The organism is Streptomyces sp. NPDC046712 (genome assembly GCF_040645695.1).
GTDB lineage: Bacteria > Actinomycetota > Actinomycetes > Streptomycetales > Streptomycetaceae > Streptomyces.
This window is the reverse complement of record NZ_JBEYYW010000028.1, coordinates 40881-54469: the sequence shown is the minus strand read 5'-3', so window position 1 is coordinate 54469 and position 13589 is coordinate 40881. Positions and strand designations below refer to the sequence as shown.

General features: G+C 73.6%; 7 protein-coding genes. 1 reads left to right on the top strand and 6 read right to left on the bottom strand.

All coding sequences use genetic code 11. From position 1 onward, the window contains the following. Window positions 1-213 precede the first annotated feature (213 nt). On the top strand, window positions 214-672 hold the full coding sequence (locus tag ABZ939_RS29645) for an ATP-binding protein (RefSeq protein ID WP_361861723.1): 459 nt from the start codon (window positions 214-216) through the stop codon (window positions 670-672). Between the two features lie 78 nt (window positions 673-750). On the opposite strand, the gene argF is transcribed toward ABZ939_RS29645, so the two are convergent. The 6 genes from argF to ABZ939_RS29615 all read right to left on the bottom strand — a co-directional run bounded on the left by argF (window position 751) and on the right by ABZ939_RS29615 (window position 13589). After that, complete coding sequence (gene argF, locus ABZ939_RS29640) at window positions 751-1758, bottom strand: ornithine carbamoyltransferase (RefSeq protein ID WP_361861721.1); 1008 nt, start codon at window positions 1756-1758, stop codon at window positions 751-753. A 163-nt stretch (window positions 1759-1921) separates the two neighbouring features. Further along, window positions 1922-3154: an arginine deiminase gene (locus tag ABZ939_RS29635; protein ID WP_361861718.1), complete on the bottom strand. Its 1233-nt coding sequence runs from the start codon at window positions 3152-3154 to the stop codon at window positions 1922-1924. 49 nt (window positions 3155-3203) lie between these two features. After that, complete coding sequence (locus ABZ939_RS29630; protein WP_361861715.1) at window positions 3204-5462, bottom strand: hypothetical protein; 2259 nt, start codon at window positions 5460-5462, stop codon at window positions 3204-3206. Next, the gene (locus ABZ939_RS29625) at window positions 5462-7648 is read right to left on the bottom strand and encodes a hypothetical protein (RefSeq protein ID WP_361861712.1); all 2187 of its coding nucleotides are present in this window, start codon (window positions 7646-7648) and stop codon (window positions 5462-5464) included. Before ABZ939_RS29625 ends, ABZ939_RS29630 begins: the two co-directional genes overlap by 1 nt. Further along, entirely contained in the window at window positions 7645-10092 is a 2448-nt protein-coding gene (locus ABZ939_RS29620; protein WP_361861709.1) for a hypothetical protein, read from the bottom strand. Before ABZ939_RS29620 ends, ABZ939_RS29625 begins: the two co-directional genes overlap by 4 nt. Next, the gene (locus ABZ939_RS29615; protein WP_361861706.1) at window positions 10089-13589 is read right to left on the bottom strand and encodes a tubulin-like doman-containing protein; all 3501 of its coding nucleotides are present in this window, start codon (window positions 13587-13589) and stop codon (window positions 10089-10091) included. The genes ABZ939_RS29620 and ABZ939_RS29615 overlap by 4 nt, the downstream gene beginning before the upstream one ends.

Below are 13589 nucleotides of genomic sequence, written 5' to 3'. Positions count from 1 at the left end.
AGCGTATCACCGCATTGTGACTGTCGTCACGAGTGCGCGATAGAGGAGGTGGCCGGCCTTGCGTCCGAAGGTCCCGGGCGATCGATGACCCTGGACCCCGCCGCGAGGGAGGGGGTGCCCATGGATTTCACTTTTGCGGTTCGTAAGGTTGAAAGCAGGACGTCTCGGCGCCGCGCCGTCCTCCCCCACCTTCCTCGGCGAACGGATCCAGCCATGGTCGACACCACCGACCCCATCACGTGGCGCATCCAGCTTCCGCACACCACCGCCGCCGTGCCGATCGCCCGCTCGCTGGTCCGTACGGCGCTCACCGACCTGGACGCGCCCGCCGACAGCGACACTGCGGAGCTGCTGACCGCGGAGCTCGTCGCCAACGCGGTCGAGCACACCGACGGCGAGGACCCCATCGAGTTGGTCGTCGAGCTGCTGCCGGGCGGCTGTCAGGTCGAGGTGCACGACCGGCGCCCGGCCCGCCCCGGAGAGCTGATCTGCCCCGAGCCCGGCGAGGCGCCGGACCCATGGCAGGAGCACGGCCGCGGCCTGCTGCTCATCCGCGCGCTGAGCAGCGACTGCGGCCACCGCCACACCGCGCACGGCAAGGCGGTCTGGTTCACCCTTCCCGCGGTGCCGCGCCAACGCGGACCAGAACTGCGCCGACCGGCGCGGGCGTGACCGGTGCGGGCGGGACCGGTGCGGGCGCGGCCGGCGCGGGCGGCAGCATCACAGCCGCGACCGGCGCAGGCGGGACCGTCAGGCGCCGCCCGCCAGGGTGGCGACCATGACCGCCTTGATCGTGTGCATCCGGTTCTCGGCCTCGTCGAAGACGACGGAGTGCGCCGACTCGAAGACCTCGTCGGAGACCTCCAGCTCGGTCAGTCCGTGACGGGCGTGGATGTCCCGGCCGACGGCCGTGCCCAGGTCGTGGAAGGCCGGCAGGCAGTGCAGGAACTTCACGGCCGGGTTCCCCGTGGCGCGCAGGACGTCCATGGTCACGGAGTACGGGGCGAGGTCGGCGATCCGCTCGTCCCAGATCTCCTTGGGCTCACCCATGGAGACCCAGACGTCGGTGGCCACGAAGTCGGCGCCCCGGACACCCACGGCAACGTCCTCGGTGAGGGTGATCGTCGCGCCGCTCGTCTCCGCCAGCTTCCGCGCGGCGGCGACGATCTCCCCGGCCGGCCAGTACGCCTCCGGGGCGACGATCCGGACGTCCATACCGAGGAGGGCGCCGGTGACCAGGTAGCTGTTGCCCATGTTGAAGCGGGCGTCACCGAGATAGGCGAACACGAGGCCGTCCAGCGGCTTGTCCGTGTGCTCGGTCATGGTCAGGACGTCTGCGAGCATCTGGGTGGGGTGCCAGTCGTCCGTCAGGCCGTTGAAGATCGGGACGCCGGCATGGGCGGCGAGCTCCTCGACGTTGGCCTGACTGTCGCCCCGGTACTCGATGCCGTCGAACATCCGGCCGAGGACGCGGGCGGTGTCCTTGACCGACTCCTTGTGGCCGATCTGCGAACCGGAGGGGTCGAGGTAGGTGGTGGAGGCGCCCTGGTCGGCGGCGGCGACCTCGAAGGCGCAGCGGGTCCGCGTCGAGGTCTTCTCGAAGATGAGGGCGATGTTCTTGCCGCGCAGCCGCTGGACCTCGGTGCCCGCCTTCTTGGCCGCCTTCAGCTCGGCGGCCAGGTCGATCAGACCGCGGAACTCCTCGGCGGTGAAGTCCAGCTCCTTGAGGAAGTGGCGGCCGATGAGGTCGGTGGCCATGGGGCGCTCCTGGATACGGTCGGGGACAGCGACTACGACTGGAAGTATATACGTGGTCCAGTATGGCTATACAGTGACGCCGCCCACTCGTCGCCCCGACGGCTCCTGACACCGGTCCCCGCACCAGTCCCCCCACCGGTTCCGCCGGTCCGCACACCCGTCCTCACACGGCGTCACGCTCCACCGGACAGCTCATACAGCGCGGCCCGCCCCTGCCCCGCCCCAGCTCGCTGCCCGGGATCTCGATCACCTCGATGCCCTGCTTGCGCAGATGGGTGTTGGTGGTGACGTTCCGCTCGTACGCCACGACGACGCCCGGCTCGACCGCGAGGACGTTGCAGCCGTCGTCCCACTGCTCGCGCTCCGCCGCGTGCACGTCCTGCGTCGCCGTCAGGACACGGACGTCCTGCAGCCCCAGCGCGGCGGCGATCGCACTGTGCATGTGCTCCGGCGGATGGTCGGTGACCCGCAACGACTGGCCCTCGTCGCCCGGTTCGATCGTGTACGAGCGGAGCATGCCGAGGCCCGCGTACTGGGTGAAGGTGTCGACGTCGACCATCGTCATCACCGTGTCGAGGTGCATGAACGCCCGCGACTTCGGCATGTCGAGGGCGATGATCGTCCGCGCCGAACCGGCCGCGAACAGACCGCGGGCCAGCATCTCCACCGCCTGCGGAGTCGTGCGCTCGCTCATTCCGATGAGGACCGCGCCGTTGCCGATGACGAGGACGTCCCCGCCCTCGATCGTCGACGGATAGTCGGCCTGACCCTCCGACCAGTGGTGGAAGCTGCCCGCCTCGGGGCCGGTGAAGAGCGGATGGTGCTTGTAGATCGCCTCGAAGTGGACCGTCTCGCGCTGCCGGGCCGGCCAGCGCATCGCGTTGATGGAGACGCCGTCGTAGATCCAGGCCGAGGTGTCCCGGGTGAAGATGTGGTTCGGCAGCGGCCTGAGGACGAAGTCGTCCAGGTCCATCACATGGAAGCGGACCGAGGTCGGCTCGCGGTGCGCGGCCAGGAACTCCCGCTTCGTCATCCCGCCGACCAGCGCCTCGACGAGCTCGGCGGCGTCGAGGGAGTCGAAGGCCGCGCGCAGATGGTCGGCGGCCAGCGGTCCGTACTCCTTCTCGTCGAAGACCCGGTCGAGGACGAGTTTGCGGGCGGCGGGCAGCTCCAGCGACTCCCGCAGGAGATCACCGAAGAGATGGACCTCGACCCCCCGGTCCCGCAGTACGTCGGCGAATCCGTCGTGCTCATGCCGGGCCCGGCGCACCCAGAGCACGTCGTCGAAGAGGAGAGCGTCCTTGTTGGAGGGTGTCAGCCGCTTCAGCTCCAGATCGGGCCGGTGCAGGATGACGCGGCGGAGCCGCCCGGTCTCGGAGTCGACATGGAATCCCATGCGCCCATCCTGACGGAGCCGGGCGGCTCGCGCGTGGTTCTCGCAGCGGTCAGCCGTCCCCCGTCATGAGGTACGAAACGATGAAGATGACCGCGATCGCGAGCACCGCGACGATGGCGAAGACGACGACCCGGTCGTCACCGCCGGACGGGGCGGGGGGCGCTACCTCCTGGCGTGGGGGCTGCGGGGGTGGTGCCGGCGGCGCCACGGTCCGGAGCGGCGGCGCGCCCGGGGCGGGAGGGCGGGACGCCGGGGCGGGAGGGCGGGACGCCGGGGGCTGGGCGTACGCCTCCCTGAGGAGCGCGCGCCAGACCTCCTCGGGCAGCCCCGGTCTCTCGTCGTCCACGATCTGCCGGAACGCGGCCCGCGCGGCCGGGACGGGGCTCGACCGGAGCCGGGACAGCAGCGCCACGAGTGCGCCGGCCGGGACGTTGCCCTCGTCGAGGAGAGGACGGACGGCCCAGCGGTGGAGCGCGGCGGCGTTGGCGGCGCGTTCGGCCTCGCCGGGCTCGTCGTGGTGGGTGGAGCGGGGGGCGGTCGCGAAGAGCTCCTGGCCGATCACGAGGTCACGGAACTCCCTCCGCAACGGATGGTCCCAGGACGGCAGGCGGCGGGCGACCTCCCGCATGAGCAGGGTGGTGACGGTGTACGACTGGGGCCGGCGCAGCGCGTCGAGGAGTTCGCCGTCGGCGCTGGCTCCTATCCGCGCCTCGGCGTCGTCGGCCGAGGCGGCGAGCAGCCGTACGAGACCGGTCTCGGCGACCCGTCCCCGCCGTCGCGGCCTTGGCAACCGCCACCGCGCACCGCCCTCGGGCCCGCGCCACTCCGGGGGTACGACGGGCACGGCCACCGGGCCGTGGACCGCCCCGGGCACCGTGGCATCGTGCGGGGCCCGCGGAGAACCGGGGGCTTCCCGGGGCACGGCGGCCTCCCGGTACGCACCGGCAAGCTCGCCGCCCTCCGGGAGCGGGTGCGCGCCGCGAGGCTCGGGGTCCTCGCGGAACGGCCGGTGTCCGGGCTCCTCATGGAGCCGGTGCCCCCGGGGCACGCGAGACTCGTGCTCCTCACGGGACTCGCGTGGGTCGCGCTGGTCGCCTGGATCACGGGCCCCGCGCGGATCACGCGGATCGCTCGGATCACGGAACTCACGGGACTCACGCGGGTCGCTCGGATAACGGGACTCGCGCGGACCGCTCCGATCATGCGGACCGCTCGGATCGCTCGGATCACGGGACTCACGCGGATAACCGGGCTCGCGCGGATCGCTCCCATCATGCGGATCGCTCGGATCACGCCGATCACGCGCATCACGGTGCTCGCGGAACGCCCCGGTGTCCCAGGACCCCCGAGACTCGGGGTCTTGACCGGTGCCGCGCGCGCTCTCCGAACCCCGCGCCGCCCGCGCCCCGCGGGACGCCGCGCGGTCGAGGGTGGTCAGCGCGCGCTCCGCCGTCTCCAGCAGGGGGAGGTGGTCCGCCCCCGGTACCGAGCACAGCGCGTCGGCGACCGCGGCCGCCCGCCGTCCGTCGCCCTCGGACAGCGCCCACAGGTGGTGGTGGACGAGCCGGGCCGCGACCTCCTCCGCCCGGTCGCCGAGGCGTTCGCGCGGATCGACGCGGCGGCGGTCGGTGTTCCGGCTCGCCGCCCCCGCCCACTGCCCGACGAACACGAAGCGCAGCGCGGGAAGTTCGACCGTGTCGTGGCTCGCGAAGGTCCAGCGCCGGTCGGGGACGAGCCCGCCGAACATGCCGTGCAGCCCCGACAGCACGGCGGGCGCCGCGTCCCCCCGCTCGTCGAGCAGGGTGAACCTCGCCTGCGGATTCCGCAGCAACTCGGCCGCAGTACCGACGAGTTCGGCCTCGACGCGCGGCAGGTCGAGGGCCCCGAGACCCGGCCCGGACGAGCGCGCCAGCGCCCGCGCAGGCACGACGTCGAGCGGGCCGCGCACGTCCGCCAGGGGAAGCGCGGCACCCTCCCAGTTCCACCCGTGCAGCCCCAGACAGGTGGCGGGGTCGAGCAGCTCCGGCGGCCCGACGAGCGCGTGGCAGATCACGGAGGACCGTCCCCCGGGGTCCGTCCACGGCGTACGGCGGATCAGCAGGACCCCCGCGCGCTGATGCAGGCGGAGCAGCGCGGGCCGGGTCTCCTCGCCGCTCGCGCGCAACAGCGCCCCGAAGATCCCGAAGAGCGTCTCCACCTCCTCGCGCGGCGCCGACCAGGCCACGGGCCCGAATCCGGTACTGCCCGAGACGTTCTCGCTGTCCCAGCGGAAGACGATCTGGTCGACCTCGTTCTCCGACCGCGCCATCAGGCCCTCCCCTCGCTCGGTTCCGCCTCGGGAAGCAGCCCGCACATGGCGAAGATGGACAGCAGCGGTGCGAGGACCCGGCGCGACCGCGCCCCGTGCGGGAACCGGTCCCCCTTGGCCTGCCCGCCCGTCGCCGCGACGAAGTGCAGCGTGCAGCGGGCACAGTCGTCGAAGGGCTTGAGCCAGGCGGGGCTCGCGTGATGGGCCAGGAAGGCGTACGCGTCCCGGCTCTCGGCGCGCAGCGCCTCGCGGTCGAGCCGCGGGGGCAGCGCACGGCCCAGCCAGCGGTCGACGGCCGGTTCGAAGCGCACCAGGTCAGACTTGTTGACGGCGATCGTCGCCGGCGCGCCCACCAGTCCGCCGCTCTGCCGCGGGATCCGGTTGAGGACCGTCGTGAACGCCTCGTCGCCCAGGTCCCGGCGCGGCAGGCCGTTCTGCTCGCGGACCGGGTCGAGCGACGGCATCCGCAGCGCCCGCAGCGGGTCCAGAACGAAGACGAAGGCGTCGACGCCCATCAGGAAGCGGGCGACCTCCCCGTCCTGGGCGAGGTCCTCACCGGCCAGGTCGAAGAAGACGACCGGCCGGGGCAGCGCGCCGCGCGCGGAGACCAGCAGTCCGTCGGCGAACCGGGCGAAGGTCTGCTGCCCCGTACGGCCCAGCTGCCGCCCCTGCTGCAGGCTCTGCACCCGTTCCCGCAGAAAGGTGCGGTGCGCCTCGGGGTTGAGCGGCAGGCATTTCAGGCCGTACGGCTCCAGGCCGCCGAGCTCGACCTCGCCGAGGATGGCGGCGAGGAGATGGGTCTTGCCCACGGAGGAGCTGCCGACGAGGGCGATGGACAGCGGCTCGCCGTTGGTGAGGTAGGGCACGGGGAGTTCGTGCGCCTCGTCGCCCGCCCCGGCGTGCGGGCACAGGTGGTACGCCTTGCGCAGGGCGTCCTGCCGGTGTGCGGGGCGGTGTTCGCCGCTGAGGTCGAGCGGGATCCGGTTCCCCTTGGCGTCGATGGTGACGAGCAGGCTCTCGTCGTACTCGATGGGCAGCAGGCAGTGCGGGCACATCCGGCCCCGCGTCGGCGGTGGCGGGGAGGGTTCCGGGGTGATCGGGGGCGGCGTCGGGGTCGGGTCGGGGTCGCCACCGCCGAAGAAGCGGTCGCGCAGGGAGCGCCTCGGCGGCACCAGGTCGTACGGATTGCGCGGGCCCTCGTACGAGGCCGGTGGAGGCTCGTACGGATTGCGCGAACCGCTGTGGAAGGGGCCCTCCCCCGGCCGCTGCCCCCTCAGTACCTCGCGCTTGCGGGCGAGTTGGGCGTCGTACTCGGCACGGCCGCGGCTGAGCGGGTCGGCGGTGCCGACCGCCGTGGCGAGCGGATCGGGAACGTGGAGCAGCCGCATCAGTTCGACGGGGGTCGGTCGTGCGGCCGCCTCCGCGGCGAACAGGCCGCTGTGTTCGAGCGCGGCGAGGCGCCGGTAGTCACCGAGGTCCTCGGGCGGGCCCTCGCCCCGGTCGGGGTGACCGGAGAGCAGGTAGTAGCCGAGCCTGGCAACCGACCACAGGTCGTCGCGGGTGTCGGCCGCGCCGCGGCCCGCGCGCTGCTCGGGCGAGGCCCAGGGCGCCGCGCCGAAGGCCTCGCGAGCCTCGCCGGTGCGCAGCGCCGCGTACGGTTCGCACAGCCGTACATGGGTGCCGTCCCAGCGGACGGTGTCGGGCGCGATGGCCCGGTGCACCAGCTCGACCTCGTCGAGGAGGCGTACGGCGAGGGCGAGTTGGGCGATGATGTGCTGCTGTTCGTCTCCGCCGAGCCGGTCCCGGCACTCGGCGAGCGGGGTGCCGCCCGGCATCCGGTAGAGGACGAAGGGCTCGGCGCACTCCAGGTCGAAGCCGATCACCCGGGTGAAGACCTCGCCGAACTTCTCGGCACCGTAACGCCGTTCGAGGGCGACGGCGGCGGAGACCTCCCGTTCGAGCATCCCGTACCCCCGCGGGTCTCCCTGCGCGGAGAGCGGCAGCCGGAACTGAAGGACCGGCCAGCCGGCGCTCAGGGTGACCTCCCGGGCCAGGACGCCGGGGCGGCCGGGGAGCCTGCGGTCCTCGCCGTAGCGGACGGCGAACCTGATCGGCTCCTCCATGTACGTGAAGAACTCCAGCTCCTCCTGCGGGCCGGGGCGTTGTGCGGCATCCGTCTCGATCATGGCGCTCCCGCCCCCTCTTCCCTGACGATGCGCACCACGTCGCCGCGCAGCGGCACGAGGCGCAGGATGCCCGCGTGGCGTCCCGCGCCCGTCCACACCACGTCCTCGGCCGTGCCCCGCCAGATGTCGTCGCCGGTGGCACCGCGGCGCATCGCCTCGGGCACGAACCGGACCTGTCGGGTGGCCGAAGGGTCGTGGGACAGCATCCGCAGATGCTCGGGGCCGCACAGCGGCACCGTGCGTTCGGGGTCGTCGTCGGCCGCGAGCAGCAGGGCGACCGCGTCCGGGGCGACTCCGGTGAGGCGGGCGGCGTCGGGGCGTTCGCCCCGGTCCGCGCCGCCGGGCGGTGGGGAGGCGGCCACGTCGCGCTCCAGCCGGACCCGGGTCTCGTGGAGCAGCTCCGTGAGCCGGTCGTCGAGCGGCAGCCGGCCGGCGTTGGCCGGATCGCGTTCGATCCCGGCCCAGCAGCCGTCGAGGATGCGGACGGTGCCGTCGACGAGGTCGGCGACGAGGGTGTCCACCAGGGCGGGTCCCCCGTCGCCGAACCGGCGTTCCAGCCAGGGCGGCGCGGAAGCCGCGGCCCGCTGCGGGGCCATGGCCGGGGCGGCGGCCGGTGCCGGGTCCGGGAAGGCGGCGGGGCGGGGCGACGGCGGTGGGTCGTCCCGTACGTCGGACCAGGCGTCGTCGCCCGCGCTGTCCGCCCAGTCCTGCCAGCTCCAGGCCGCGGCCGCGGTCACTGGGCCCGGGCTCGCCGGGGCGTCGGCGCGCTCCTCCGTCTTCCGCCCGCCGTCCTCGTACCCGTACCCGTTTCCGTAGTCGTACGCGTCCGCGGTGGCCGCGAGCCCGCGCAGCAGGCGGGCGACCGCCCCTGCCCCGTCCGAACAGTGGTGGCGCACGTCGGCGAAGAGCCAGTCGTGCACCGCGGTCGTGACGACGAGGGCGTGGATCTCCCCCAGCACCCGACCCACGCTCTCCGGGTCCACCCGGGACCACCAGTCGTCCACGGCACGCGTCCAGTCCCGCAGGGCAAGCGTCACGACGGCGGCCACGGCCACCAGCAGGGTCGCCGCGCCTGCCCAGAGCGGGAGGCCGAGGAGCTGCCCCAGGCCCGCCCCGGCGGCCCCGCCGGCGAGGCCGCCCAGGAGCCGGGGCGCGGCGCCCGTGGCGCCTCCGCCGTCCAGCCGTCCGTCCGGCGAGCGATTGGGCCTGCGCCGCAGCATCAGATGGGCGAGGGCCCCGCTCAGGACGCCGACGGCGGGGCCGAGGGCCCAGCCGGCGCCGGGCCAGAGCCCGGCCAGGAAGGCGAGGACGGCGGTGACGGCCGCGGCGACGGCGCGTGAGCCGCCAGCCGTGAACGGGTGCTGCGCGGCCAGGCGGTTCATCTCCTCCGAACCGCAGATCTCGTCCAGCCGGGCGAGCCGGGCGGCGCTGCCCGCCGGAGCGGTGCGCGCCGAGAGCGCGGCGAGCCGGGCGGCGACGGACCGCAGCGGGAGCCGTCGGCCGATGAGTTCGTGGGTGTGGTCGCGCAGCGCGGGGACGATCCCCGCGCGCGAGATCTCCCGTGGCATCTCGGGCAGTTCGATGCCCCGGTCCCGCAGATGCCCGCGGTGCTCGGCGGTGAGCCGCGTGCCGCCCGCGGCGGCGAACGCGTCGGCCACGGCGGTACGGAACCGGGCCAGGGCGCCCGCCACCCGCTCGATGTCGCCGGGCAGGTCGAGCGACCGGCCCGACCCGGTGAGCAGACCGGCGGGGCCCCGCACCCACGCATGGCCCTCGACGGCGTCGTCCAGCGCCTCCTCGCAGGTACGCAGCAGGCCGCCGGCCCGGCCATGGGCCGGCAGCCAGTCGTGACCGGACAGGGAGCGCGGCACGGACTCGTCGAGGAGCAGGGCGAGTTCGGCGGGGACCGCCTCGGTGGGCGCGTGGGCCGGGACGTCGGGTCCGGCCAGGCCCTCCACCGCCTGTCGCCAGGAACGCGCGCGGGCCTCGTCGGTCAGGTCGTGCTCCAGGACGCGGGCGGAGGGGACGGCCACGCCCCGCACCACGCCCTCGAGGGCGCGCAGCACGGCGTCGAACACCTCGGGGGTGGACACGACGTCGACGAGCGGGCGCAGCGCGGCGTCGTCGGAGCCGTCGAGGAGCCACAGCACCCCGGCGCCCGGTGGCCGCAGGGTCAGCGAGCGGCTCAGGGTCCGCTGCCCGGGGGCGGCGACGGCCACGCAGACGATCTGCGCGGGGCCGTGGGACGACAGGCGTTCGTGCAGGAGCTGATGGGCGACGAGCCGGTCGGCGTCGTCGAGGACGAGGAAGCGCCGCTTGCCCCGTGGCTGCGGTGCCGCGAGGGCCGCGCGCACCGCGCCGTCGGGGTCGTGCACCCCGGCCCTCAGGTCGAGGCACACGGCATGACCGGGTACCGGATGGTCCGGGATCGCGCGCGGGCTCACTCCTCGTCACCTTCCATGGGCCAGGGGTTGCGCGCGTCCTCGGTCTCCGGCTCCCGCCGGGGCTGGTACGACGCCCGCGGCTCGTCCCGGGGCTGTTCGTACCCGGGCTGCTCGCGCCCGGGCTGCTCGTACCGCGGCTGTTCGTACCCGGGCTGCTCATGCCGAGGCTGCTCGTACCTGGGCTGTTCGTACCCGGGCTGCTCGTGCCGAGGCTGCTCGTACCTGGGCTGCTCGTACCCGGGCCGTTCGTACCGCGGCTCCTCGTACCGGGGCCGTGCGGGCTCGGGCCGTGGCGGGAGGTCGTCCCGTACCGACTCCGCGGCCGGTGCCGGCGCCGGGCTCGGCACCTTCGCCGATGCCGGTGCCGCCGCCGGTGCGTGGCGCTCGAAGAGGGCGCGCAGGGTGGGGCGGGTGGCGAGGCCGGCCCCGGAGAAGCGCATGTCCAGGGCGCCGGGGAAGGTCACCTCCCAGAAGTGGCGCAGCGGCGCGAGCCACTCCGCGTTCTCCTGCCCGTACTCCGCGGCCATCTCCTCGATGCGGACGAGCTGGCGCGGGGCGACCTTCTCGACGAAGTGGACGAAGAGCGGCGAGGGACCCACCGGCGTGCGGGCGAGCCCCTTCGGCAGCGCGCGCATCAGCCGTTCGCAGAACTCCTCGATGATCCGGCCCTCGTCGAGCAGTGCCCAGCGCTCGTAGGCGCGCAGCAGCCCCGCCCAGCTGGAGAGCCCCCCGTCGAAGCCCTCCAGGCGCAGCGACATCGACGCGGACTCGCCTTCCTGGAGCCGGATCCGGACCGTCTCGGGCGAGTCGGCGGGGCCCTCGACGGTGATGTGTTCGTTCCACATCGCGTTCAGCAGCCGATGCAGGATCCGCTGCCGGTCGTCCTCGGTGGAGACCAGCCAGTCGTCCTGGTAGCCGAGCCGCTGCCGCCAGTGCAGGAAGTCGTCCTCGCCCGCCGAGTCCCGTGCGTCGGCCCAGAGGGAGAGGACGCTGCGCACCTCGGAGATGTCGGTGAGGTTCATCCCGCTGCGGAAGAGGACCACGGTCAGGGAGTCGGTGTCGACGGCCCGGTACTCCTGGGTCGCCCCGGCCGGCAGGTTCAGCTCCTCGGCGAGGTACTCGGCCGCGCGGGCGTCGGACTCGCTCGCGGGATGCACGATGAGGATCTTCAGGGGCCCGCTGCCGTCCGGGCTGAAGCCCACCGGGAGCAGCCCGGCGAGACCCGCGCGGAACTGTTCGAGCCAGCGGACGTCGATCTTCGACTCGGCCGCCTCGTCCCCGGACGCGGCCCGCAGCAGCAGCTCCATCGACGGCAGCAGCGGACGTGTGTACCGGTCCTCGTTGGCCTCGCCGAAGAGCCGCTTGACGCGCTGCTCCACGACCTGCTTGATCTCCTTGACCGAAGCGCCGGGCGAGCGGCGGACGGCGTCCAGGGCCGAGCGCCAGTCCTCGGGGCGGACCAGCCGGCCCAGGAGGGTGGCGGCGTCGACGTTCTCGGGCAGTCGCTCGCTCTGCGCGAGCCGGTCGAGGACGTCGTCGTAGAAGGCGCGCAGGCTGTTCTGCGGGGGCAGCAGATAGGTGATGCCGGTGCGGTCGTCGCGGTAGAGCTCGCGCCTGCGGTCGGCGAACAGCCGTCCCTCGTCCTGTTCGTGCGCGCGCAGCGCCCTGGTCAGCTCGCCGAGGTCGTGGACGATCCGGTGCAGCGGGTCCCGCCACTGCGGCTCGCCGCCCTGCCAGGCGCTGTGCCAGAGCTTCCGCGCCCGCCACTGGTACCAGTCCTGCTGTGCGGCGAGCGCGTCCTGTACGTCGGGGTCCGTCCACCGCGCCGGTACGAGGCCGGCGGCGGTGCGCCTGATGTGCGGGATCACGGGGGCCGCGTTCTGGACGTGCCCGGGCCGTTCGGGTTCGTTGCGCCGGTTGTCGAGCATGCCGGTGAACCCCTCCCTGGCGACCCGGTCGGGGTGGCCCGGCAGGCCGTTCAGGATGGCCTCGAGCTGGAAGGGCCCGACCTTGTCGAGGAGTTCACGGGCTCCGGCGCCCGGTTTGAACTCCTCGATGAGACGCGGCACTTCCCGGTCGAGGTTGGTCTCCAGGCGTTCGAGCGAGTCCTGCATGTCGCCGAGCCGGTCGCGCAGCGCCTTGGTGATCGCCCGGCTCCCGCGCGGGAGTTCCTCGGGGTCGAGGACGTCCGGGGCCTCCCGGGTCCACAGCCGGCCGATGCCGGAGCGGTTGAAGAGTTCCCGTACGAGCTCGGAGGCCTCGGAGGAGGGCCGCCGGGCCTTCTCGGTCATGCCGCGGACGGCCTGGGCGAGGAGGCGGGCGGCGACGATCTCGGCGAGGTCGTCGACCGGCACGGTGAGGGAGGCCGCGAGACTCGTGGACATGCCGCGGTAGCCGATGCCGGTACGGGCGGGGGTGGACCGTTCCACCGCCTTGTTGACGAAGCTGGCGGCGAAGGACTGGTAGTCGTCCTCGCCGCGGTTGCCCGCGCCGCCGGTGTCCTCGCTGAGTTCGGTGCCGATGAGGGACATCACCATGGCGGTGATGGAGCGGCGCAGGTCCTCGGACCGGATCACGGAGGGCTTGGAGAAGAGGAAGGCGGTCTGCACGGTCGAGGGCCGCAGCGCGACGACGCCCTCCCCCGGGTAGTGGACGCCGATCCGGCTCCGCTGTGCGACGTCGCCGACCTCGTCGAGGGCGTCCGGCACGTTCTGGTCGTCGACGAGCCGCGAGAGGTCCACCAGGGCGCGGGCCGCGTTCAGTTCGGCCTCGCGGCCGCCGCCCGCCTCGGGCGGGAACGCGGAGGGCATGACGACCAGCGGATAGATCTTCACGCCGCGCACCTTGGCGTGACGGAACTCGTGGCCGATGAGGTGGAGGAAGTCGTAGAAGATCCCGGCTCCGGTGCCGCCTGCCACCGAGAAGGCGACGAAGACGTCGCAGCCGCGGATCCGGCCGCCGCCGACCCGCTGGAGGTCGCCCGCCGCGGTGCCGATGGCGCTGATCGCCTCGCGCAGCTGGCGCAGTACCGGTTCGAGGCCGGAGCGCATCGTCGCGAACAGCGCGGCGCGGCCCACGGTCGGCAGCTGGCCCGCGCCGGCGTGCAGGGGGGCGACCCGGGGCTGGCGGACCTGCGGCGGCAGCCACGACCGGGTCTCCTCGTGCAGGGCGATCCGCAGCATGCGGGTCACCTCGGGGGAGGAGTCGAACTCGGCCGGCAGCAGGTCCCGGACCATCCGGGACGTGCGGGCGAAGGCCTGGCTCTCGGAACCCTTGGCCCGGAACTGCGGCTGGCGCAGCAGGTCGCCCTCGCTGAAGTCGGCGTACACGAACTGGAGGCATTCGGGCAGCTGGAAGGGCAGCCGCTTGCCGCCGTCGACGAGGTCGGTGCCGTCGGGGCCGCACAGCTCCCTGCGCAGGCTCCGCTCCAGTTCGCTGCCGATGCGTCCGCCGGTGCCGCCGAGGCCGACGAAGAGCATGGGCTGGTAGATCTTCAT